Here is a 25,112-nt window from a genome sequence, read left to right as displayed (position 1 = left end):
GAGGCATCTGTTATGAGTTTAGCTGCTATATCTCTGATTGTACTTGCTATAGTTGTTGCTGTAGGATTCATCAAAAAAGTAAATATCGGTTTCTTCTCAATCGGTGCTGCCTTTCTGCTGGGTACAGTGGGAAATATGAGTGCCAAACAGATTGCAGCCGGTTTTTCCAGTTCCATGTTCGTCACACTCGTCGGCGTTACCTTCCTTTTTGGTATGGCGTCTGCTAATGGCACCCTTGATCTTTTCTCTAAGAAAATTGTGGCTCTGGTAGGAAAAAGAACGTATCTCATCCCTATCCTGATGTTCGTTCTCTCGGCTTTCATTTCCGCTATCGGACCCGGCCATATTGCTTCGGGGATCCTGATGACGACTTTCGCTGTTTATCTGGCTTTTGAAATGGGCATCAACCCAATGGCTACGGCACTGTATGCAAAGCTGGGCGCCAATGCGGGCTGTGCTTCCGTGCTTTCCCTGACGGGTATCCTGGCAAAGAATCTGTCCGAACCGATGGGCTACAGCGGATTTGGTGCTCACCTCTTTATTTCAACTTTGTTATCCGGATTTGTTTTTACTCTGATTGTTTATATAGGGTACAAGGGCTGGAAGGTAAAGGCTGATAACCCTTTGAAACTTTCGGAAATTCCTGCATTCAATCATGAACAGAAAATTACGATTGGCGCTATCGTAGCTATGGTGATCTTCTGCATCGGCTTCAAGTTTGATACAGGGCTCTTCGCTTTCGCCGCAGCATCCGTTTTGATTCTTCTGAGATGCGCCGATGAAAAACAAGCCATTAAACAAATTCTCTGGGGCACGCTGATGATGATTTGCGGCGTAGGGGTTCTGGTTAATGTTCTGACGAAATTGGGCGGCATCAAGTTAATTTCAGACTTTCTTGCAAGTCATATGAATGAGAACACTGCTGTTCCTATCATTGCTGCTACGAGTGGTATTTTGTCCTGGGTCAGCTCCACAACCGGTGTTGTTATGCCGACGTTGTATCCGATTGCCGACCAGATTGCCAAGACTTTTGCCGGTCAGGTAGGGTATGTTGAGCTCATTTCCGCCATTACGGCTACCAGTTTTGCCGCGGCGATCAGTCCGCTTTCTACCGGTGGTGCCATTATCATGTCGAGTTATTCGGCTGCTAAACAGACCACGACGGAAGAAATGAACAACATGTTTAAGACACTCTTCCTGCTATCTGTCGCCAATGTAGGTGTGAATGTCCTCATGGCAGCCCTCCATGTGTTTAACCTGGGCGGTCTTATTTAGGAATCGTATGTAAGGTAAGAGAGGAGAAATAACTATGATTAAGTTATTTGATAAAGGTGTATATTTGCTCCACGGCACAGAAATGATTCCCGAAGAACAAGTATATGAAGTGGAACAGCATGTCGGTCATAAGGTCAGTGCAGCCGAGGCGAAGAAAGGAACCATTGCCTATGGTATTCTGAAGGCTCACAACAAGAACAAGGACATGGCGAATCTCAAAATTAAATTTGACGCCCTTACGAGCCATGACATTACTTATGTCGGCATTATTCAGACGGCCCGCGCTTCCGGCATGGATAAGTTCCCTATGCCTTATGTCCTGACTTGCTGCCATAATTCCCTGTGTGCTGTCGGAGGAACTATCAACGAAGATGACCACATGTTTGGACTTTCGGCCTGCAAGAAATATGGCGGCATCTTTGTTCCGCCCCATGTGGCCGTGATTCACCAGTATATGCGTGAAATGTTTGCCGGCTGCGGCAAGATGATTCTTGGCAGTGACAGCCACACCCGCTATGGCGCGCTTGGCACCATTGCTGTCGGTGAAGGAGGCGGCGAACTCGATAAACAGATTCTGGGGGATACCTGGGATACTCCTTATCCGGATGTTGTCGCTATTTATCTTACGGGGAAACCGGCGCCCTGGGTCGGACCTCACGATATTGCCCTTGCGATTTGCCGTGCCGTTTTCGAAAAAGGCTATGTGAAGAATAAGATTATGGAATTTGTAGGACCCGGCGTTTCGTCCATGACGACAGATTACCGCAATGGTATTGATGTCATGACGACAGAAACGACATGCCTTTCTTCCATCTGGAGGACGGATGAGGATACGAAGGCCTTCCTGACGGAACACGGCCGTGCCGGTGATTATAAGGAACTCAATCCGGCCGATGTCGCTTACTATGACGGCTGCGTTTATATTGATTTATCGACAATCAAACCAATGATTGCGCTTCCCTTTCATCCTTCCAATGCCTATGAAATTGATGAATTTAATGCCAACCTTATGGATATCCTCCGTGAGACGGAAAAGAAGGCCGAAGCAGTCAGCCAGGGCCGTGCTTCCTATACGCTGACCGACAAGGTTCAAAATGGTCATTTCATGGTTCAGCAGGGCATTATCGGTGGTTGTGCCGGCGGTAACTATACGAATGTCGTAGAAGCAGCGAGCCTTCTCAAGAATCGTTCTATCGGAGCGGGCGAATTTACGCTCAGTGTATATCCTTCTTCCATGCCGGTTTATATGGATCTTGCAAGAAAGGGTTATCTGACGGATCTTATGGCCTGCGGTGCCGTAATTAAGACCTGTTTCTGCGGACCTTGCTTCGGAGCCGGCGACACGCCGAATAATAATGGGTTCTCTATCCGTCATACGACGCGTAACTTCCCGAACCGCGAAGGCAGTAAGCCAGGCAAGGGGCAGATGGCAGCAGTGGCACTCATGGATGCCCGCAGCATTGCTGCTACGGCAGCCAACCATGGCGTTCTTACGAGTGCAGAGGCATTCGCCGATGCCTTTGGCCATGTTCCAACCTATCATTTTGATGACAGTGCCTACAAAGCCCGCGTCTATGAAGGCTTTGGCAAAGCTCATCCGAAAGAGAAGCTTTATGAAGGACCCAATATCAAGGCATGGCCGGAGCTGCCGCCTCTGAGCGACAATATTCTCCTCCGGGTTTGCTCCAGAATCGAAGACCCCGTTACAACAACGGATGAACTGATTCCTTCGGGAGAAACGGCGTCTTTCCGTTCCAATCCGATGGGACTTGCAGAATTTACCTTGAGCCGCCGTGATCCTCAGTATGTGGGCCGCACGAAGGCTGTCAAGGAACTGGAACTTGCCCGTGAAAAGGGAGAAGATGTTCTTGCAAAAGATGCCGATGTGAAAGCGGCATTTGACGTAATCCATCATATTGCTGGTATGGAAAAAGCGGATCTTAGCAATACAGAAATCGGTTCCACTATTTATGCCAATAAACCAGGTGATGGTTCAGCCCGTGAACAGGCTGCAAGCTGTCAGCGAGTCATTGGCGGACTTGCCAATATCACCCGCGAGTATGCGACTAAACGGTATCGCAGCAACGTAATCAACTGGGGTATGATTCCGTTCCATCTGAAGGAAGAGGAAATTCCTTTTGAAGTCGGAGATTTCGTCTTTGTGCCTCATATTCGTGAAGCCTTGGACGGCAAGTTGGATAATATCAAAGCCTATGTTCTGAAAAAGGGCGAGGCAAAAGCTATGACGCTCTATATTTTGCCACTGAATGGAGAAGAAAAAGAAATCATCAAAGCCGGCTGCCTGATTAACTTCAATCGCGCCCGCCGTTAATTAAACATTCATTCCCTAAGATGAAGGGTTCGTCGCTCTTCACAAAATACCTTCCTTGCTGGATCAATCAGCAAGGAGGGTATTTTTATGAAGCTAAACCGTCAAGTTTGAAATTCCTCTTTTCCGCCGGGCACCGCAGGTGCCCAAAGCCCGCGAAGTGCCATTTATTGGCGCTTCGCAAAGCTGGCTGCCTTCGGCAGTCCAGCCGGCCGATGCAATCGGCCCATAGCTTTTTTTTGACATATGTCGAAAATAATGTTATACTTGACATATGTCAAAAATAAGAAAGGTGCTACGCTATGGGCAGAATGAAACGGTGCCGCTTTGTGGAATCCTATCCGCAGTGGAATAGTTTTGGTCCGGAAGAATCGAGCCAAGCCGAGACGGCCGTTCTTACCGTTGAAGAATTTGAGACAATCCGTCTCATTGATTGGGAGCATTTGACGCAGCAGGAATGCGCCGAAAGGATGCACGTTGCGCGAACGACTGTAACCGATATTTATGACCATGCTCGTTTTGTCCTGGCTGATTGCCTGGTAAACGGAAAGAATCTTGTCGTGGCCGGCGGCCGCTATGAACTGAAACGTTCTCCGCTTTACCCGGAGGCCCTGCTGTTAAAGAAAGGATCTGATGTAATGAGAGTCGCAATTCCTTGTGAAGAAGGAGAAGTTTTTCAGCATTTCGGAAAAACGGAACAGTTTAAAGTCTATGATATCGAAAATGGTGCAGTTGTATCTTCGACGCTCTTACCGACTAACGGTCAAGGTCACGGAGCGCTCAGCGGTTTCCTTAAAGGTGCCAATGTCGATGTTGTCCTTTGCGGCGGTATCGGCGGTGGCGCCCGGCAGGCCCTGGCAGCAGAAAATATTCAATTCTTTCCGGGCGTAACCGGTTCCTGTGATGACGCTGCTGCAGCTTATGCGGCAGGTACACTCGAATATTCAAATGAAGCCCCTTCCTGTGGGCACCATGACCATGCCTGCGGCCACCATCATAATGGCTGCGGTCATCACGAACAAGGCGGCTGCCACGCCTGATATAGCATAAAAAAGGGACTGTGAGATAATGCGTGTGCATTATTTCGCAGCCCCTTTTTCACGCTTTCCGCAGCCCGCCGTCCGCATCCCGCCCGTGGAAGAAAAATTGCCAGGGCATTTTTCTACGAACTTATAAAAATCCTAAAATTCAGGTTATCTGATAAATTTTAGGGTTTTTATATTTAATTTGAATCAAAAGTTTTACCATACTGCTGCAAACGAGACTATATGCCATAGGCTATAAGCCAAATGCGCATTTTATTTTTTCAAAGGCTCTTTTTTATTCTCTGGCCGCGTGTCGCACTGGAAGAAGGAGAATCGCTTGCGATGGAGGGATAGCTTCTTTTACTTCATGCTGCATTTATCCCCTGATACAAATGGGCTAAAAGCCATTTGCCAAATGCCCAAAGTGCTTTACTGCTAACCGTAGCTATCGGTCTGATAAAAATCCGCAATGAATTGCCCGCACTACAGTACTAACCGCTCACCACTATCCACTAGCCACTTTATCTTCTGATTCAAATGGGGCTAAAAGCCATATGCCAAAAGCGCGATAGCACCACAGCTTATATTCACCCTAGCATGTGCCCATTAACCGTGTTAAAATAATTATGTATGTTTCTGTTGACAACGTATAAATGATAGATAGAAAGTAGGGGACAAATCCATGGTTAATGAAAAAATGTATGAATTGGGGTCCAAGAAGTCTACGATCCGTACGATTTTTGAATACGGACGGAAACGTGCCGCCGAAGTCGGCGAAGAAAATATCTTCGACTACAGTCTGGGTAATCCGAACGTCCCGGCTCCGGAATTTATCAAGGAAGCCGTCATCGATATTATGACGACCATGACGCCGCAGGAGATTCACAGCTATACGGTTGCTCCCGGCAACCCGCAGGTACGTGATACGATTTCTGCCGATATCAACCGGCGTTTTGGCACGCACTTCACGAGAGATAATCTCTTCATGACTTGCGGTGCGGCTGCTTCCTGCACGATTTCTTTCAAGGCCTTGGCCGAGGAAGGAGACGAATTCGTCGTAGTGGCTCCGTTCTTCCCTGAATATCGCTGCTTTGTTGAATCTACGGGTGCACGCCTTGTCGTCGTTCCTGCAGATTTAAAGGCTTTTCAGATTAACCTGGATGAACTTGAAAAAGCACTGACGCCTCATACGAAGGGTGTAATCATCAATTCTCCGAATAACCCGAGTGGTACGGTCTATTCCGAGGAAACCATCAAGAGTCTTGCTGCCATCCTCGAAAAGAAGCAAAAAGAATATGGTCATCCGATTTTCATCATCAGTGATGAACCGTATCGTGAAATCGTTTACGATGGTCTGACGGTGCCTTATGTGCCGCTGTACTATCGCAATACGCTGGTCTGCTATTCTTACAGTAAATCCTTCTCGCTTCCGGGGGAACGTATCGGTTATATTGTCGTTCCTTCCGAAGTGGATGAATTTGCCAAAGTCTATGGCGCTATTGCCGGTGCTGCCCGCATTCTGACTCACGTCAATGCACCGTCCCTGTGGCAGCTCGTAGTGGCTCGCTGTGCAGGCAAACCTTCCAATATCAAGCCGTATGAAGAAAATGGACGTCTTCTGTACCAGGGCCTGATGGAAGCCGGTATTTCCTGTGTGAAACCGCAGGGTGCTTTCTATCTCTTCCCGAAGTGCCTCGAAGATGATGATTATGCTTTCTGCGAACGTGCAAAGAAGTACGATCTGCTCCTCGTTCCCGGTACTGATTTCGGATGCCCCGGTTATTTCCGTGCTTCCTACTGCATTAATCAGGATACGATTCGCCGCAGCCTGCCGCTCTTTAAGAAACTGGCCGCGGAATATAAATAAAGCCAATTTTATATGAATTTGTCACGACAGGCCGTAGATTTGTTTCTTTTAGCCATCTCTGGCCTGTCGGATTTTCCTCTTAATTGACACTTTTCCGTTATTTTTATATAATTTACGGATGCTTGAAAGCTTTTTGGCAGGGCGGGACTTGCTCGTTCCTGCTGCGATTAAATGACGTTGGGAGATAGATGAATGAAATATTTAACCGGTAATGAAATTCGTCAAAAGTATCTGGACTTCTTCAAGGCCCGCGGTCATCTGGTCCTTCCGAGTGCGTCCCTCATTCCTCACGATGATCCGACGCTGCTCCTGATTGGTGCCGGTATGGCGCCTTTCAAGCCTTTCTTCACGGGCAAGCAGAAGCCGCCTTCCAAGAGAATTACGACCTGCCAAAAGTGCGTCCGCACCGATGATATTGAAAACGTGGGTCATACGGCCCGCCATCATACGTATTTTGAAATGCTGGGCAACTTCTCTTTTGGGGATTATTTCAAAAAAGAAGTCATTCCCTGGGCCTGGGAATTTCTGACCAAGGAACTGGAACTCCCGGCTGACAAACTGTGGATCACCATTTATCCGAAAGACGATGAAGCTTATCATATCTGGCACGATGTAGTAGGTGTGCCTGATGAGAGAATCGTACGTCTGGAAGATAACTTCTGGGAAATCGGCAGCGGCCCGTGCGGTCCTGACTCCGAAATCCATATCGACCTCGGCGCCGATAAAGGCTGCGGCAAACCGACTTGCGGCCCCGGCTGCGACTGCGGTCGTTTCCTCGAACTATGGAACCTCGTATTCACTCAGTACAACCAGAACGCTGATGGTACGTATACGCCGCTGGTTCATAAGAACATCGATACCGGTGCCGGTCTGGAACGTCTGGCTTCCGTTATCCAGGGCAAGCCGTCCAACTTTGAAACGGATTTGATTTTCCCGCTCATTGAAATGGCCTGTGCGATTTCCGGTAAGAAGTACAATGCCGATGCGGCAACGGATGTTTCCCTGAAGGTTATTGCCGACCATGCCCGCAGTGTCACCTTTATGATCGGCGACGGCATCCTGCCGTCCAACGAAGGCCGCGGTTATGTGCTGCGCCGCGTACTGCGCCGTGCCGTTCGTCATGGCCGCCTCATTGGTATCCATGATAAGTTCCTCGTTAAGCTTGCCGACAAGGTTATCGAAATGTACGGTGACCATTACAAGGAACTTGTCGAAAAGAAAGAATTTATCGAGAAAGTCATCGACATGGAAGAAAGCAGCTTCCTCCAGACCCTGGAACAGGGTACGGATTTGCTGAATGCCAAGATTGCCGAAATGAAAGCTTCCGGCACGAAGGTCCTGAATGGAGACGATGCCTTTAAACTGTACGACACTTTCGGTTTCCCCTGGGAACTGACGGAAGAAATCCTGGAAGAACAAGGCCTTTCCATGGATAAGGAAGGCTTCGACAAGGCTATGGCCGAACAGAAGGAACGTGCCCGTAAAGCCCGCAGCGGGAAGAACGGTGCTGCCGTGATGTACGATACCCGCAGCCTCCAGCTGAAAGACCTGACAGTTGATGAAGACAGCAAGGAAGGCAAAGTGGCCGCTCTCTTCGAAGCCCATGATTCCCAGCCGATTGAAAAAGGCGAGGAAGGCGACGAACTGGCCATTATTCTGCAAAATACGGCTTTCCACGCAGAAGGCGGCGGACAGCTCGGCGATACAGGCCGTCTCGTTTCCCCGGAAGGTATTTTTGATGTAACTAACACGAAGAAGCTTCCGGACGGCACGACCATTCATCTGGGTACCGTGGCTTCCGGCGAATTCAAGGTTGGACAAGAAGTGACTTTTGAAGTCAACCTGTCCCGCAAGGCTGACATTGCCCGCAACCATACGGCTACGCACCTGCTTCATGCAGCACTGCGCAAGGTACTGGGCAGCCATGTCAACCAGGCCGGCAGCTATGTAGGACCGGATCGTCTGCGTTTCGACTTCTCGCATTTCTCCCCGCTGACGGCGGACGAACTGCAGGAAGTGGAAGATATTGTCAATGACAAGATCCTCGACGCCGTGGATGTAGAAATTTCTGAACAAGAACTTGAAAAAGCCAAAGAAATGGGTGCAACGGCACTCTTTGGTGAGAAGTACGGCCATATTGTCCGTGTCGTCAATGTACCGGGCTACAGCATGGAACTGTGCGGCGGCGTTCATGTAAGCAATACCGCTCATATCGGGCTCTTTAAGATTCTGTCCGAATCCAGTGTCGGTGCCGGTGTTCGCCGCATCGAAGCTGTTACGGGCCGCGGTGCCTTGGCCTATACTCGTGAACTCGAAGCTTTGATCAATGAAGCCGCAGAAAAGGTCAAGGGCCGTCCGAGCACGCTCGTCAGCCGTATTGACGCGCTGCAGGATGAATTGAAAGCTGAAAAGCATAAGGCTGCGGAACTTGAAAAGAAACTGGTTTCCGCTGCTGCAGCAGGTGCTGCCGATGACGTCAAAGAAATCAAGGGTGTACCGGTTCTTGTCAAGGAAGTCAAGGTTCGGGATGTGCCGGCGCTCAGAACGATGGGCGACCAGCTGCGCGACAAAGTGCAGGGCGTCGTTGTTCTGGCTGCTCCGATGGCACCGGATAAAGTCAATATTCTCTGCATGGCCACGAAAGATGCCGTTAAGAAGGGTATTCATGCCGGTAAGATTGTCAAGGCCGTAGCCCAGGTAATGGGCGGCAACGGCGGCGGTCGTCCGGATATGGCCCAGGCCGGCGGCAAAGACGCTTCCAAGGTGCAGGCTGCCCTGAAGGAAGCTCTGACTGTAGTAGAAGGTCAGATTCAATAAGAAGGTGTTAGCATGGAAAAGGATCCGAGAAAACTGCTGGGTGAAGCTGTTCGGGTACTGCTGGAAGACCGTACCATCGAGGAGATTAGCGTTAAGGAAATCCTCACTAAGGCAAAGGTCAGCCGTTATCAGTTCTATAAGTACTTCCATTCCAAGGAAGAACTGGTAAGGTGGGAATATCTGCATATCCTTTCGGTTCACGCCCGGGATATCCTCGGAAGCAGTTCCTGGTCCGAAGCACTTTATAAAAAGTTTCTTGTCTATCAGTCCAACCTGAAGTTCTTTCAGCATGTGTACCAGGGCAAGGATATTGAGGATCTCCGTCAGGTGAACCGCCGCTTCGTGCGGGACGCCTACAGGATGATGCTGCATCATGCCGGAGCCGACCTGAACAATCCACATATCATCTTTGCCACGGAAATGGTGGTCGTTGGCGGCGAGGAAATGACAATCCGCTGGATTGTCGACGGTATGAAAGTTCCTATCGAAGTGATGCTGGTGTTGTTCCAGGAGTCGATTCCTGTCTGCATCAGCCAGTATTTCTATTAATTGATCTAGTGACTCTATATGGGGATACTTCTTACAAAGTTCCCCATATTTTGTTAATCGACCGATGATGAATTATGCATCATCGTCTTTCAACGTTTCAAAGGAGGGATTACTATGTCTCATGCAACTCAGGAAACAACCATGTTTAAACCGGTCAGCGAAAAGAAATCCATTGCGGAAACAATCCGCGAGGTCGTGGATGCACTGCAGGAAAAAGGATATAACCCGATTGACCAGCTTGCAGGGTATCTTTTGAGCGGCGACCCTGCCTATGTAACGAGCTATAAGGATGCCCGTCTGAAGATTCGCCGTTATGAACGGTATGAACTGATTGAAGCTCTGCTGCAGTCTTATCTCGGAGAACAGAAAACCAAATGAGAATTATGGGACTGGACCTGGGAACCCGGACAATCGGCGTCGCCGTCAGTGATGAGACGGGACTGATTGCCCGCGGGGTGGAAACAATCCATCGCAGGAGCCTTGAAAAAGATTTTGCCAGGCTGAAGGAAATTGCCGGGCAGGAAAATGTCGAGGCCTTCGTCCTGGGATATCCGAAAAATATGAATGGCTCTGTCGGCGAACGAGCCAAGGCCAGTGAGGAATTTAAAGTCCTTCTGGAGCAGCAGTTCCCCGGAAAGCCTGTCACCCTGTGGGATGAAAGGCTTTCTACGGTAGCTGCCGAAAAGGTGCTGATTGAGGCCGACCTGCAGCGCAAAAGACGGAAGAAAATCATCGATATGATGGCGGCTGTGGTCATCCTGCAGAATTATCTGGACAGCCGGAGGAGGTAACTACCATGACAAAGGAAAAGGACATGATGGATACACAGGATCAGGAAGAACTTGTGATCATCACGGACGAAGCAGGAAATGAAACGTATTATACGGAAGAAATGGTCATTCCCGTGGATAACAAAAACTTTGCCCTTCTCGTAAAGGCTCAGGCTGATGATGAAGCTGCAGAGGATGACGATGACACGGTCATTATTGCCCGTATGGAATTTGATGAAAACGGAGAGCCGCTTTATCTGGATCCTACGGACGAAGAATTTGAAGTCGTCAAGAAGGCTTATGACGCCATCATGGACGAAATGGAAAAACAGGACGAGGAATAAAGAGAAAACATGGGAAAGAAGCTATGGACGGCAGTTTTCCTACTGGGGCTCGGTGCAGCCCTCCTAGGCGGCGGATACTGGTATGAAACTCAATATAATAACAACCAGGCTCTTGCGTCTGATCAAAAAGTCCGCTTTACAGTAAAAAAAGGAATGGGAACGAAAGAAATTGCGGCCCTTCTGCATGAGAAGGATGTTGTAGCCATCCCTGAAACTTTTCGGATTGCGGTCAAACTGCGCGGGTTGGACAACTCCCTGCAGGCAGGAAATTATGAGGTCAAACCTGGCATTTCTAATCAAGAATTAATTACGATGCTGGCGGAAGGCAGGGTGCGCTACAATACGTTTACCGTACCGGAAGGAGCTTCGATTCCGGAAATTGGTGTCTACCTCGAAAAGAAGCATTTGGGAAATGCGATAGCTTTTCAGGAAGCTGCAAGACGCTACGCACCATTTCCTTATATGCAGACGTCTAATCCGGATGTGATTTATACGGCAGAAGGGTTTGTCTATCCTTCTACGTATCACCTCCCGGAGGGCGCCACGGAGCAGCAGATTCTGGAAATCATGGTTAAGGAGTTTGATAAACGCCTGACCCCGGAACTGCGTGCTGATATCGCCAAGACGAATATGTCCATACGCGATGTCGTCAATGTGGCAGCCATGGTGGAAAGGGAAGCGACCCAGAAGGAAGAAATGCCGATTATGGCAAGTATTTTCCTGCGGAGAATGCAGATGGGCATGCCCATCCAGTCGGATACGACGGTGCAGTATATCCTGGGTGCCCATCATGAAGTCGTGACCTACGACGATCTCAAGGTGGAATCGCCTTACAATACGTACCTTCATCAGGGGCTTCCGCCCGGACCGATTGCCAATCCGAGCATTGAAGCGATTGAAGCGGTCACGCATCCAATCCAGACAGAATATCTGTATTTTGTCGCCGATAAGAATGGCTACCATCGATTTACAAAAACTTATGAAGAACACCAGGAGATGATTCAGAGAATCAACGGAGATTCTGATGAAGCTGCTTCTGGCAACGGAGATACAGAGCAATGAAAAAACCAGAATTACTAGCCCCTGCCGGCAGCCTCGAAAAATGCAAAATGGCCCTGCGCTATGGAGCCGATGCAGTCTATCTGGGCGGCAAGATGTTCGGACTGCGCGCTTTTGCGGCCAATCTTTCTCTGGATGAGATTCGGGAGGCTGTCGCCTTCGCCCATGAACGCGGAAAAAAGATTTATGTGACCGTGAATATCGTACCCCATAACGCAGACCTGGAAAAACTTCCTGCTTATCTGAAAGAACTGCAGGATGCCGGTGTGGATGCGCTCCTTGTTTCCGATCTGGGTATCTGGAATATCGCACGCAAAGTGATTCCTGCTATGCCGCTCCATGTGAGCACGCAGGCAAATACGACAAATTATGCGGCCGTAGAAGCGTGGGAAGCGCTCGGAGCGAGCCGCGTAGTGCTGGCCCGGGAACTGTCGATCAGTGAGATTGCCGAAATTGCGCGCCGCAGCCATATAGATCTTGAAGTCTTTGTCCATGGGGCCATGTGTATTTCCCATTCCGGCCGCTGCCTTCTGAGCAACTATTTCACGAACCGCGACAGTAATCGCGGCGCCTGCGCCCAGATTTGCCGCTGGGAGTTTTCTCTGCATGAAAAGAATCACCGCGGTGAAGCTTTTGATATTGCCGAGGATGAGCGCGGCACGTATATCTTAAATTCCAAGGACCTGTGCCTCATAGATTACCTGCCCGACCTTATGAAAGCAGGAGTGGCAAGCCTTAAAATAGAAGGCCGCATGAAGAGTATCCATTATGTATCTACGGTGGTCAGCGTTTACCGCAAGGCGATTGACGCCTGCTTTGTCGACCCGGATCATTATCAGGTGCCTCAGGCCTGGCGCGATGAACTCGAAAAGATTTCCCATCGCCCTTATACAACGGCGTTCGCCGTTTCACCGCACGCCGATGACGGAGAAGTCTATGGAAGCAGTTCCTACATTCAGTCCGCTGATTTTGTAGGTCAGATTGTTGCCTATGATAAAACGTCAAAGCGCGTGACCATTGAACAGCGCAACCATGTGAAGGCAGGGGAGGAGCTCGAAGTATTGACGCCTGATGGGGAGATTTTCTCCTGGACACTCGCTAATATGAAGGATGATACGGGCGCGCCTATCACGGCGGCTCCGCATCCCCAGATGATTTACACGGCAGACGGCGATGACCGCATGCAATCTTATTCCCTGGTCAGAAGACTGATTCGAAAATGAGACAGCAAATGCCTGCAGAAATCTGTCAAACTCACTGAAACAGCCACTTTTTCGCTTTTTGCTATATGCAAAAAGCCGCGAATATGCTAAAATACTAGGGTACTTTTTATTTTGGAGGCATCGTTATGAATACACTCAGTAGACTGCGCGCCTTCATGGAACAGGAAAAAGTCGATGGAATTTTCATCAAGGGAGATTCCTCAATCCGCTATTTTACCGGCTTTACCGGAGGAGAGAGCCTCCTTTACGTGGATGGTAAGCGGCAGGTCATCATTACGGACTCCCGTTATACCCTTCAGGTAAAAGAGGAAGCACCGGAGTGCGAACTGGTGGAACATCACCACGGGTTCTGGCCTGAAGCTGCTAAACTCCCGACTTCCCGTAATCTGGCTCTGGACGGAGATTACTTCTCCTATACGGAGCAGCAGGCACTCGCCGCTGCCTTGCCGGATGCGTCCTGGAAGAACCTGAATCTTGTTGGGCTCCGTCAGGTGAAATTGCCGGAAGAGATGAAGCGGATTCGCCGGGCCATTGCTATTTCGGATGAAGCATTCAACCAGCTTCTGCCGCATATCAAGGCGGGCCGTACAGAAATGGATCTTGCTGCCGAACTGGAATACAATATGAAAAAGCTGGGTTCTGAAAAACCTTCTTTTGATACGATTGCAGCTTCCGGTAAACGCAGTGCTCTGCCCCATGGCAGGGCTTCCAATAAAGTCGTCGAGAAGGGTGATTTCCTGACGTTCGACTTTGGCGCTGTGTTTGAAGGGTACTGTTCCGATATTACGCGTACTGTTGTGATAGGGAAGGCTGCCCCCTGGCAGAAAGAAATCTATGACATTGTCCTGAATGCCAATCTTCTTGGAGAAAAGGTACTTCGTCCCGGACTGACCGGTGTCGAAGTTGACGGCAAGGTACGTGATTACATTGCATCACGCGGTTATGGTGAGTATTTTGGTCATGGCCTCGGTCATGGCGTGGGACTCGATATTCACGAAAAACCTGTGCTGAACAAAGTAAACAATGCGCCGCTTCCGGTGGGAGCCGTTGTGACGGTCGAACCGGGAATCTACCTGCCTGACCGCGGCGGAGTGCGTATTGAAGATACGGTCCTTGTGACCGAAACGGGCTGTGAAAAGATGACGTCCGTTGATAAAGCGTTGAAAGAACTTGAATAACAGATTATATAATTTGGAGGGTTTTTGAATGATTTCTACGAACGATTTTAAAACTGGGGTAACGGTTGAGATTGACGGCGATGCTTGGCAGGTAGTTGAATTCCAGCATGTAAAGCCTGGCAAGGGTGCCGCTTTCGTACGTGCAAAGATGCGTAACCTCTGCACCGGCGCTGTTGTTGAACGTACTTTCAACGCTGCTGAACGTCTTCCGAATGCTAACGTCGAAAGAAGAGAAATGCAGTATCTGTATGCTGACGGCGATATGTATGTATTCATGGACAATGAAACGTATGAACAGCTCGAACTGAATAAGGAACAGCTGGGCAACGCGATCAACTTCCTGAAAGAAAACATGGATGTCAAGATCAGCTCCTTCAACGATCGTATTCTCGGTGTAGAACTGCCGAACACGGTAGAACTGAAGGTTGTTGAAACCGAACCGGGCATCAAAGGCGATACCGCTACCGGCGGCAGCAAGAACGCTACGATGGATACCGGTTATGTGGTCAAGGTACCTCTGTTCATCAACGAAGGCGATGTGCTCCGCATTGATACCCGTACTGGTGAATACATCGAAAGAGCATAACTTTAAATTAAAAAACGAGCCTTATAAGCGGGCTCGTTTTTTTGTACTATTGAGGAAATTATGAAGACTATTTATTTGGTTCGACATGGAATGACACAGGCAAATGCCGATGGCCGTTTTCAGGGCTGGGAAGATCATCCGCTGAATGAAACGGGATGCAGTCAGGCGGAAAGCCTTGCTGAGCGCGCAAAAGGCCTTAAACTTTCAAAACTTTATGCAAGTGATCTCATCCGGACGCATGAAACACTGGCACCGTTGGCTAAAATAAAGGAAATGCCGATTACTACTAAGAAAGGTCTCCGGGAGATTTCTTTCGGCGACTGGGAAGGGGAGAAGATTACCGATATCCAGAGAACCCAGGGTAAACTCCTTGATACGCTCTGGCTCCATGCGGCCGATGCCCATATTCCCGGCGGGGAAGACCTCTTTAAGGCACAGAAAAGAGGCTGGGATGCCTTTGATGCTATCCGTCAGGAAATGGCGGAAAATACAAAGGTCATGGTTGCAAGCCACGGCGGTATGATCCGTCTGCTGCTCAGCAAGATTCTTGATGCAAATCTGAATCAAATCTGGCATTTCTGCATCGATAATACGTCAGTTTGCCGTATCGAATATGACCATCGTATCGGATATCGCATTCGATATGTAAATTATTTGGGAACACTTGAGTGAACGGCTGAAAAATTCCCGATTTTGGTGTACAATTCTCCTTATAAGAAGAATGGAAGGGCAAATGGATTTGGCTGCACACGTTGTCAGCGTTTCAAATTTCGTGAAACTTTCAGACGAAAGTCTGAAAAGTTTTGCTGAGGCAACGGGATATAAGGAAATCTTTTCCCATCTATATGTCTGCTGCGAATCTCCAACCGACGGAGTCCCTTCTTTACACGTTTGATATAATGAAAGCGTATTGGATTAAACTCAGTACAAGTAAGGAGAGATTTTTATTTTAGAATTTAAACATATTTCTATCGATGATAAGCCTATCTTTGATAATTACTTCAATGAAAAGGACTATCATGCAGCGGAATGCTGCTTTGGCACATTGTTTATCTGGCGAAAATATTTTGACACCTATTGGGCTGTATCTCATGGTGCGCTGATTCTCAAAGTGACGAATGAGGGACGTACTTTTGTTCTGCCTCCCTTTGGAGGCGTCGATGAAGAGCTGCCTCTTGTCGTGGAGTCCTTGAAAGACTATTTCCATCATGAACCCTTTGAATTCCACGGGGTGTATGATACGACGATTGAAAGATTCAAGAAGTACCTCCCCGAAGTCACGGAATATACGGAAGACCGGGATAACTGGGACTACGTATATTCACGAGAGAAACTGGCTACGCTTTCCGGCCGCAAGTACCATGGCAAGAAAAATCATTATAATGCGTTCATTAAAGACCATCCTGATTTTGTCTATGAACCTATTACGCCGGCTAATGCCGAGGAATGTATCGCTTTTGGCATGAAATGGGATGAAAACAGAGCACAGACTGATCCGACCATTCTCAGTGAAAAGTCGGCCATTGTCGAAGGCCTGCGCAATATTGAAGCACTCCAGATACGCGGCGGTCTGATTCGTCTTGATGGAGAGGTTAAAGCTTTTACGTTCGGTGAACGGGTCAGTGAAGAAACTGCCGTCGTCCATATTGAAAAGGCTGACCCGGATATCCGGGGACTCTTTACGGCTATCAATAAAGAATATGTGGAACGGACGTGGTCCGACGTTAAATACATCAACCGCGAAGAAGATATGGGGATTCCCGGCATGAGAAAAGCTAAGGAATCCTATCATCCTGAATTCATGGTGAAAAAGTATAATACCATTATTTCCTAAGGAGCACTGCAGCATGGATTTTCGGCTTCTCAACAAGGATACACTTCCTCAGGCAATGGATCTCTGGGATTACTGCTTTGAAAAGAAGGATACCCCTTTCTTTCAGTGGTATTTTTCCGAATATTGCCTGAAGCAGAATAAAATTCTCGGCGGTTTCAAGGGAATGCGGCTTGCCACTATGCTTCACCTCAATCCGTATACCTTGATGCTGCGGGGACAAACTTACCGTGTACCGTATATTGTTGGTGTGGCAACCGACCCTGTTGACCGCGGGCAGCACGTGATGGGCGATTTGATGAAGACCGCCTTTACCATGCTCAGGGCCATGCGGATTCCTTTTGTCATTCTGATGCCGATTTATGCAGGCATCTATCAGCCTTACGGATTCCGCTACACTCATTTTCGCAAACAGTATGAGCTGCCCCTTTCTGCCTTATCGTTCGGAGGGTATGACGACAGTGATTATCAGCTCGAAAGGATTCCCACCTTATCTGCAAAATCTCTGATTGCCCCCGTGTACGAAAGTGCGGCAGCGCGGTATAATGGGTATGTAGTGAGAGATGACCGCGTTTGGGATAATCTTTTGATTACGGCGGAGCAGGACCATATGGAGACAGTCATTGTCAAAGATGGGTCTGACATTCTCGGCTATATGCTGTATAATAAAGAAGATGAGGTCGTAAATGTTCAGGAATTGATGAGTGTTTCGGCACCTGTTATGTATCGTCTCATGAGTTATCTGAGAGGTCTGGCAGGTACGTATAAGACACTCCGATATCTTGCGCCCTGCGACGACCTGATGTACCTGCGGCTTCCTGACCAGGGTATGGCGCCGAAGATTGCTCCTTTCATGATGGGGCGGATTATCGACGCGGCCCTGTTTTTGGAAGGCCTTGCCGTACCTCAGGCACTGCTTCGGGATTCTCTCGTCCTGGCTATTCGGGATGAAGATATTCCTCTCAATACGATGCTTGTAAAGGTTTCGTTTACAGAGGAAGGTATCAAGCTGCTCAACACGCTGGAAGATCCGGATGTACTGCTTGATATCGGTGCCTTTACGCAGCTGGCATTTGGCGCTGTGAGCGTGGAAACGCTGCGGCATGCAGGATTTATCCTGACCAAAGATGAGGAAGCAGCAAGAAAGCTTACTTTGTTATTCCCGGTACAACACAACTATATCAATGAATATTTCTAATGGGGAGGCTGTCATGAGCGAAGAAATCAGAAGAATTTTCGTAGAAAAGAAGAAAGAGTATGCCGTAGAAGCGAGCAATATGCTGGCTAATCTGCAGCAGACCCTCGGCATGAAGCAGCTGACGGGTGTCCGTGTCATTAACCGCTATGATCTGAGCGGGATTACGGACGATGCGTACAATGCTGCCAAGAGGGTTATTCTTTCCGAACCGCCTGTGGACAACGTCTATGATGAAACGATGGAAATTCCGGCCGGTGTCAAGAGTTTTGCTGTGGAACTGATTACCGGTCAGTACGATCAGCGTGAAGATTTCGCCGCTCAGTGCATTCAGCTGGTCACTCAGAGTGCGCCTCCTATCGTGGCGGCAGCTAAGGTTTACCTCCTTGAAGGGAATCTCAGCGATGCCGATGTCGAAAAGATCAAGAAATATGTCATTAACCCGGTAGAAGCTCAGGAAGCGGCTATCGAAAAACCGGAATCCCTCGATTTTAAGTGGGAAGCTCCGAAACCGGTTGCTATCATCAAGGGCTTCACGAAATTTACGAAGGATGAACTGGCTGATTTCCTTAAGAAGCAGGAACTCGCCATGAGCTTTGAAGATCTTGCTTACTGCCAGGAATATTTCCAGAAGGAAAACCGCGATCCTTCCATTACGGAAATCAAGGTTCTGGATACGTATTGGTCCGACCACTGCCGTCACACCACTTTCGAGACAAAACTCGAAGATGTGCAGATTGACGATTCCGTCTATACGGAACCTGTGCAGGAAGCTTTTGACCTGTATAAGAAAGACCGCGACTTTGTGTACGGCAAAGACACCAAGCGTCCGATTACGCTGATGGATATGGCCTGCCTTGCTACGAAGAAGCTGAAGAAGGAAGGAAAGATTCCTGATCTGGATGCTTCCGAAGAAATCAACGCCTGCTCCATCGTCGTGCCGATTACGATTGACGGGAAGAAGGAAGACTGGCTCGTAATGTTCAAGAACGAGACCCATAACCATCCTACCGAAATCGAACCGTTCGGCGGTGCTGCTACCTGCCTTGGCGGTGCTATTCGTGACCCATTGAGCGGCCGCAGCTACGTATATCAGGCTATGCGTGTCACCGGTGCCGGTGATCCCCGCACGCCGTATGAAAAGACGCTTGTCGGCAAACTGCCTCAGAGAAAGATTACAATCGGCGCTGCTGCCGGCTACAGCTCCTACGGGAACCAGATCGGTCTGGCGACGGGCCTTGTTGAAGAATATTACCATGAACGTTTTGTAGCAAAACGCATGGAAGTCGGTGCCGTTATCGGTGCAGCTCCAAGAGATGCTGTTGTCCGTGAAAGACCGTCAGCCGGTGATCTTGTCATTCTGCTCGGCGGCCGTACCGGCCGTGATGGTATGGGCGGCGCTACCGGTGCTTCCAAGGAACATACGACAAAATCCCTGAGCACGTGCGGTGCGGAAGTCCAGAAAGGGAATCCGCCTAACGAAAGAAAGATTCAGCGTCTGTTCCGCGATAAGAACGTGACACGTCTGATCAAACGCTGCAACGACTTTGGTGCCGGCGGTGTGTCCGTCGCTATCGGCGAACTCGCTCCGGGCCTTGTCATTAACCTCGACAAAGTACCGAAGAAGTACGAAGGTCTTGATGGTACGGAACTGGCTATCAGTGAATCCCAGGAAAGAATGGCCGTTGTCATTGCTCCGAAGGATTTGGATAAGTTCATGGCGGCTGCCAAGGAAGAAAACCTGGAAGCTACCGTGGTGGCCGAAGTTTCCGAAGATCCTCGCCTTGTGATGTACTGGCGCGGTGAAAAGATTGTAGATATTTCCCGGGCTTTCCTCGATACGAACGGTATTCCTCAAAAGACCTCCGTCAAGGTTGAAGGCATTGAAGCCGTATCTCCGTTTAACGAAGCTCCGAAGGCTGTAGAAGGCAAGAATATCCATGATGCATGGCTCGCTAACCTGGACCGCCTGAACGTCTGCAGTGAAGAAGGCCTGGGCGAACGTTTTGATGGTACCATCGGCCGCGGCACGGTCCTGATGCCTTACGGCGGACGTCGTCAGCTGACTCCGACCGAAGCGATGGCAGCTCGCCTGCCTGTGCTCCATGGCAAGACGAATGCCACGAGCGTTATGGCCTGCGGCTATAACCCGAATGTAGCCTGCTGGAGCCCGTATCACGGCGGTATGTATGCCGTTGTGGAAGCGGTTTGCCGTGCGGCTGCTGTCGGCGCAGATACGACGAAGCTGCGTCTTTCCATGCAGGAATACTTCCCGAAACTGCATAATCCTGCCAAGTGGGGTCTCCCGATGAGCGCTCTGCTGGGTGCCTATAAAGCCTGCAGCGAACTCGAACTGCCGGCTATCGGCGGTAAGGACTCCATGTCCGGTACGTTTATGGATCTGGAAGTTCCGCCGTCCCTCCTGTGCTTTGCCGTTGGAGTGATGGATGGCCGCGACACGATCTCCAATGACTTCAAGAAGGCCGGCAACGAAGTTATCTTCGTACCGGTTCCCTGCGATGAACATGAAGTCGTCGACTTTGATGCCCTGAAGAAGCTTCTTGCTTCCGTCCATAAAGGCATCCTGGGCAAGCGCATCATTACGGCCGGCGTTGTCAAAGAAGGCGGCGTAGCCGCAGCACTTTCTTCCATGTGCCTTGGCAATGAACTGGGCTTTGCCTTTGTCAAACCGTTCCTGCATGAAGAATGCCTCTTTACGCTGCAGCCGGGCGGCTTCCTCATTGAACTGGCTCCGGAAGCAAAAGCAGAAGATGTCTTTGCAGGCATTGATTACCTGCCGCTTGGTCGTTTGACCAATGATGGCAAGATTACCGTCAACGATACGGAAATCACGCTGAAAGATATCGAAGATGCTTATACGAGAACGCTCGACAGCACTTTCCCGCAGAAAGTCAAGAACTGCCCGAAAAAGAACATTCGCGAAGTACCGTTTAGCAACGATCTGCCGCTGACGGCTCCGTACAATGTGGCTAAACCGAGAGTTTTCATCCCTGTATTCCCGGGCATCAACTGCGAATATGACACGGCAGCTGCCTTTGAAGATGCCGGTGGTAAAGCCGATATCTTCGTCGTCAAGAACCTGACGCCGGAAGCGATCAAGGAATCTGTCGATGAGATGGCTAAACGCATCAAGGAAGCTCAGATTATTGCCCTGCCCGGCGGTTTCAGTGCCGGTGATGAACCGGAAGGTTCCGGTAAGTTCATTGCCACCATGTTCCGCAACCCGAAACTGAAGGAAGCTATCGAAGAGCTCCTGAACGAACGGGACGGTCTGATGCTTGGTATCTGCAACGGCTTCCAGGCTCTTATCAAACTGGGCCTTGTACCGTATGGCAAGATCCTGCCGATGACCGAAACGTCTCCGACTCTGACCTTCAATACTATTGGCCGCCATATTTCCCGTATGGTTGACACCAAGGTCGTTTCCAACAAGTCCCCGTGGCTCGCACTCTGCGAACCGGGTGATGTCCATACGGTGGCCGTATCCCATGGTGAAGGCCGCTTCGTAGCCACCGAAGAGGAAATCCAGTACCTCTTCAAGAATGGTCAGGTCGCTACCCAGTATGTGGATCTTTCCGGTAATCCGACGATGGAAAGCCCGTACAACCCGAACGGTTCCCTGTACGCCATCGAAAGTATCACGAGCCCGGATGGCCGTATCCTCGGTAAGATGGGGCACTCTGAACGCTTTACCGACGGTCTGATGAAGAATATCCCCGGCAACAAACTGCAGCCTATTTTCCTGGCCGGTGTTCAATACTTCAAATAAGTAGTAGTAACGAGGCTGTTGCTTAGGCGACAGCCTCGTTTTTGCCCGTTTTCGGACGGGATATTATAAAAAAATCACTAATGGAGGTAGTTTGATTCATGGAACTGAAAGAAAATATGCAGGTTCATGGCTTTACCGTAACGCGGGTCACGCCTCTGCCCGATGTGGATGCGGTGGGGTATGAACTGACTCATGAGCAAAGCGGCGCACGCGTCTTTTATCTGAAGTGCGCTGATGACAACAAGGTCTTTACTATTGGTTTCCGCACTCCGTCCCAGGACGATACGGGTGTAGCACACATCATGGAGCATTCCACGCTGTGCGGTTCCCGCAAGTATCATTTGAAAGAACCGTTTGTGGAACTGGTTAAGGGTTCCCTTAATACGTTTCTCAACGCTATGACTTATACAGACAAAACGGTGTATCCGCTGGCAAGCCGTAATGACAAGGATTTCCGCAATCTGATGGATGTGTATCTCGATGCCGTATTCTATCCTCTGATTTACGAGAATCCGTTTACGCTGCGCCAGGAAGGTTGGCATTACGAAGTGGATGAAGAAGGTCATCTCATCCACAACGGCGTCGTTTACAACGAAATGAAGGGCGTATACTCTTCGGCGGATGCCGTAGAGGAACATGCTGTACTCGGAGCGCTGTTCCCCGATACGCCTTATCGCTTTGAATCGGGCGGACTGCCGGAAGCCATTCCGACCCTGACCCAGGAAAAATTTGAGGCCTTCCACAAAAAGTACTATAAGCCGGAAAATGCCTATATTTATCTCTACGGCAATATGGATATTGATGCTTATCTGGCTTACCTCGACCATGATTACCTGAGTCATTTCCACAAGACGCCTGGCTTCAAGGTTGAAATTCCGGAACAGGCTCCTTTTGATAAAACGAAAGAAGTACACGCCACGTATCCGGAACCGGCAGGGGAGAGCAAGGAGCATAAGACGTACCTTTCTCTCAATATCGTCACGGGCAACGTCTATGACCAGAAACAAGTCATGGCCCTGCGCGTGCTGTCCCATGTCCTCCTTAACGGTGATAATGCACCGCTGCGTCTTGCTATCTTAAAGGCCGGTATCGGCAGCGATGTGGCAGGCAGCTATAATACGTCACAACTGCAGCCGGTGTGGTCCATCCGTGTCAGCGGATCCGATCCGGATAAAATGGATCAATTTGTGTCCGTCGTATACCATACCCTCCAGGATATTTCCCGCAAAGGTGTGCCGGAGGAACTCTTGACGGCACAGCTTAATTCCGAAGAATTCAAGATGCGTGAAGCGGATTATAATATTTATCCGAAAGGGCTGATTTATGGTCTCGCCGTCATGGAAACGTGGCTTTACGGCGGTGATCCGACGACGTGCCTCAAATTTACGGAAGCCCTGGATTTCCTCAGGAGCAAGATCGGCACGCATTACTATGAGAACCTGATAGAGACGATTCTCATGGATAATACCCATAAGGTACTCCTTACGCTGACTCCTGAGCCGGGTAAGGAAGAAAAAGACATGGCGGCTTACCAGGCCAAAATGGAAACGGTGAAGAAGGGTCTTTCCGAAAAGACATTGAAGGAATATAAGGACATTGCTGACGAACTTCATGCCCGCCAGGCTGCTCCGGATTCCCCCGAAGCGCTGCAGTCGATTCCTCTTTTGCAGCGCTCGGATATCACACGTAAGTGTGAATACGAAAAGCCTGAAATCACGAAAAAGGATACGGAAACCTTCCTTTTCCGTCCTGCTTCGACAAACAAGATTTCCTATTTTGATTTCTGCTTTGATATGACAGGGGTACCGGAAGAGCTGCTCTGCTACGCCTATCTCCTGTCTGATGTACTGGGCAAGGTCAATACGGATGACTTCACGTATGAAGAACTCAATACGTACACGGACCGTTATATCGGCGGCCTGAGTTTTGCCGTGCAGCCTTACACGTTCTATAAGGATACGAATACCTACCGCAACTACTTTAAGGTCTCTGCCAAGGTTCTCGAAAAGAACGAGGATAAACTCTTTACGCTCTTGAGTTCCCTGGCGCTGCGAAGCCATGTAGATGATAAGAAGCGGCTTCGTGAAATCGTGGAAGAAGTCAAGTCCGGATGGGATGCACTGTTCTTCTCCCGCGGCATGACGGTAGCCACGATTCGTCTGCAGTCCTACTTCTCCCGTTCTTCGCGGAGTGCAGAGCACGACCAGTTCACGTACTATAAGTTCCTGCAGGACATCGTCGAACACTTTGACGAAAAAGTAGACGAAGTGGCTGCTAACCTTACGACGCTGACGCGAGCTTTCTTCCATAAGGATGAGCTTGTGATGTCCCTTTCCTGTGAAGCTGGGCATAAGGAAGAAGCACTGCAGCGTATGCAGGCCTTTGTAGACACATTGCCTGAATCTGAATTTGCCGGAAAGCCTATGCCGGAACTGACCGCACTGGAACCTGATGAAGGCATTACAACGTCCGGTAAGGTACAATATGTGCTTGCCGGCGGCAACTACCGTGACCACGGTTACGAATATACAGGCGCCATGAAGGTGCTTGAAACGATTCTCCGCTATGGTTATTTCTGGACCAAGATCCGTGTCCAGGGCGGTGCTTATGGCTGCGGTACCCGCTTTGACAGCAACGGGAATGTTTACTTCTCTTCGTACCGTGATCCGAAACTTGTAGAGACGCTGCAGGTTTACCGCGACCTTCCGGAATTCCTGGAACACTTTGAAGCGTCTGAGCGGGAAATGACGAAGTACGTCATCGGCACGATCAGCCTCATTGATACGCCGCTTACGACGGCTATGCATCTGGAAAAGGCCATTACGACGTATATGCGCGGTCTGCCCGAAGCGTATGCGCAGCAGACCCGTGATGAAGTCATCGACTGCAAGGCCGAAGACATCCGCGCACTGGCCCCGCTTGTCCGGGATGTGCTGAAAGACAATTACTACTGTGTTGTCGGCAGTCAGACGGCGATCGAAGCCCATAAAGACCTCTTTAAGTCCATTAAAAAAGCATAAAAGAATGCAGGTCGCTGCCCGCTTGTCGCGGTTCGCCCTGCAGGAATCAAAAGCTGTGAAGCAATGAGCAATCATTGTTTCACAGCTTTTTTTATAACCATTCCTCTGCTAATGGCAAGAAAAATTGATGCACCAGCCCTCTTGTTCGCGTGGTTTTCGCGAATAAGGGAGGGACCGCTTGCGGTGGGTATTCAATTGGATAACAGGAATTGGTCCGATAGAACTTATGATGTTGAGATAGTAGATACCCTCTT

The 25,112-nt window shown here is 49.4% G+C and carries 18 protein-coding genes; all 18 read left to right on the top strand.

Annotation, left to right across the window (positions count from 1 at the left end):
* The first annotated feature begins 12 nt into the window (after window positions 1–12).
* The gene (locus LKE33_09490; GenBank protein MCH3951148.1) at window positions 13–1,275 is read left to right on the top strand and encodes a C4-dicarboxylate ABC transporter; all 1,263 of its coding nucleotides are present in this window, start codon (window positions 13–15) and stop codon (window positions 1,273–1,275) included.
* Window positions 1,276–1,309: 34 nt separating this feature from the next.
* A complete protein-coding gene (locus LKE33_09485; protein ID MCH3951147.1) occupies window positions 1,310–3,607 on the top strand; it encodes a hydratase in 2,298 nt (765 codons plus the stop codon).
* A gap of 299 nt (window positions 3,608–3,906) precedes the next feature.
* Entirely contained in the window at window positions 3,907–4,644 is a 738-nt protein-coding gene (locus tag LKE33_09480; GenBank protein ID MCH3951146.1) for a DUF134 domain-containing protein, read from the top strand.
* Between the two features lie 667 nt (window positions 4,645–5,311).
* Complete coding sequence (locus LKE33_09475; GenBank protein MCH3951145.1) at window positions 5,312–6,496, top strand: pyridoxal phosphate-dependent aminotransferase; 1,185 nt, start codon at window positions 5,312–5,314, stop codon at window positions 6,494–6,496.
* Window positions 6,497–6,688: 192 nt separating this feature from the next.
* Complete coding sequence (gene alaS / locus LKE33_09470; protein ID MCH3951144.1) at window positions 6,689–9,313, top strand: alanine--tRNA ligase; 2,625 nt, start codon at window positions 6,689–6,691, stop codon at window positions 9,311–9,313.
* 12 nt (window positions 9,314–9,325) lie between these two features.
* A complete protein-coding gene (locus tag LKE33_09465; GenBank protein ID MCH3951143.1) occupies window positions 9,326–9,862 on the top strand; it encodes a TetR/AcrR family transcriptional regulator in 537 nt (178 codons plus the stop codon).
* Between the two features lie 114 nt (window positions 9,863–9,976).
* The gene (locus LKE33_09460; protein MCH3951142.1) at window positions 9,977–10,240 is read left to right on the top strand and encodes an IreB family regulatory phosphoprotein; all 264 of its coding nucleotides are present in this window, start codon (window positions 9,977–9,979) and stop codon (window positions 10,238–10,240) included.
* Entirely contained in the window at window positions 10,237–10,653 is a 417-nt protein-coding gene (ruvX, locus tag LKE33_09455; protein MCH3951141.1) for a Holliday junction resolvase RuvX, read from the top strand. The genes LKE33_09460 and ruvX overlap by 4 nt, the downstream gene beginning before the upstream one ends.
* A gap of 5 nt (window positions 10,654–10,658) precedes the next feature.
* Window positions 10,659–10,976 (top strand): DUF1292 domain-containing protein, encoded by a 318-nt coding sequence (locus tag LKE33_09450; protein ID MCH3951140.1) that lies wholly within the window; start codon window positions 10,659–10,661, stop codon window positions 10,974–10,976.
* Window positions 10,977–10,985: 9 nt separating this feature from the next.
* Window positions 10,986–12,038: an endolytic transglycosylase MltG gene (mltG, locus tag LKE33_09445; protein MCH3951139.1), complete on the top strand. Its 1,053-nt coding sequence runs from the start codon at window positions 10,986–10,988 to the stop codon at window positions 12,036–12,038.
* Window positions 12,035–13,258: a U32 family peptidase gene (locus LKE33_09440; GenBank protein MCH3951138.1), complete on the top strand. Its 1,224-nt coding sequence runs from the start codon at window positions 12,035–12,037 to the stop codon at window positions 13,256–13,258. Before mltG ends, LKE33_09440 begins: the two co-directional genes overlap by 4 nt.
* Before the next feature lie 125 nt (window positions 13,259–13,383).
* Window positions 13,384–14,436, top strand: coding sequence for an aminopeptidase P family protein (locus LKE33_09435; GenBank protein ID MCH3951137.1), 1,053 nt, complete (start codon window positions 13,384–13,386; stop codon window positions 14,434–14,436).
* Window positions 14,437–14,464: 28 nt separating this feature from the next.
* Entirely contained in the window at window positions 14,465–15,022 is a 558-nt protein-coding gene (gene efp, locus LKE33_09430; protein ID MCH3951136.1) for an elongation factor P, read from the top strand.
* A 60-nt stretch (window positions 15,023–15,082) separates the two neighbouring features.
* On the top strand, window positions 15,083–15,694 hold the full coding sequence (locus tag LKE33_09425; GenBank protein MCH3951135.1) for a histidine phosphatase family protein: 612 nt from the start codon (window positions 15,083–15,085) through the stop codon (window positions 15,692–15,694).
* A 373-nt stretch (window positions 15,695–16,067) separates the two neighbouring features.
* A complete protein-coding gene (locus tag LKE33_09420; GenBank protein MCH3951134.1) occupies window positions 16,068–16,856 on the top strand; it encodes a phosphatidylglycerol lysyltransferase domain-containing protein in 789 nt (262 codons plus the stop codon).
* Window positions 16,857–16,869: 13 nt separating this feature from the next.
* A complete protein-coding gene (locus LKE33_09415; GenBank protein MCH3951133.1) occupies window positions 16,870–18,051 on the top strand; it encodes a GNAT family N-acetyltransferase in 1,182 nt (393 codons plus the stop codon).
* A gap of 13 nt (window positions 18,052–18,064) precedes the next feature.
* On the top strand, window positions 18,065–21,838 hold the full coding sequence (locus tag LKE33_09410) for a phosphoribosylformylglycinamidine synthase (protein MCH3951132.1): 3,774 nt from the start codon (window positions 18,065–18,067) through the stop codon (window positions 21,836–21,838).
* Between the two features lie 98 nt (window positions 21,839–21,936).
* On the top strand, window positions 21,937–24,858 hold the full coding sequence (locus tag LKE33_09405; GenBank protein ID MCH3951131.1) for an insulinase family protein: 2,922 nt from the start codon (window positions 21,937–21,939) through the stop codon (window positions 24,856–24,858).
* Window positions 24,859–25,112: the final 254 nt, after the last annotated feature.

Origin of the sequence: Acidaminococcus sp., from assembly GCA_022482815.1 — a bacterium.
Taxonomy (GTDB): Bacteria; Bacillota; Negativicutes; order Acidaminococcales; family Acidaminococcaceae; genus Acidaminococcus.
This window is presented reverse-complemented; position numbering and strand designations above follow the sequence as displayed.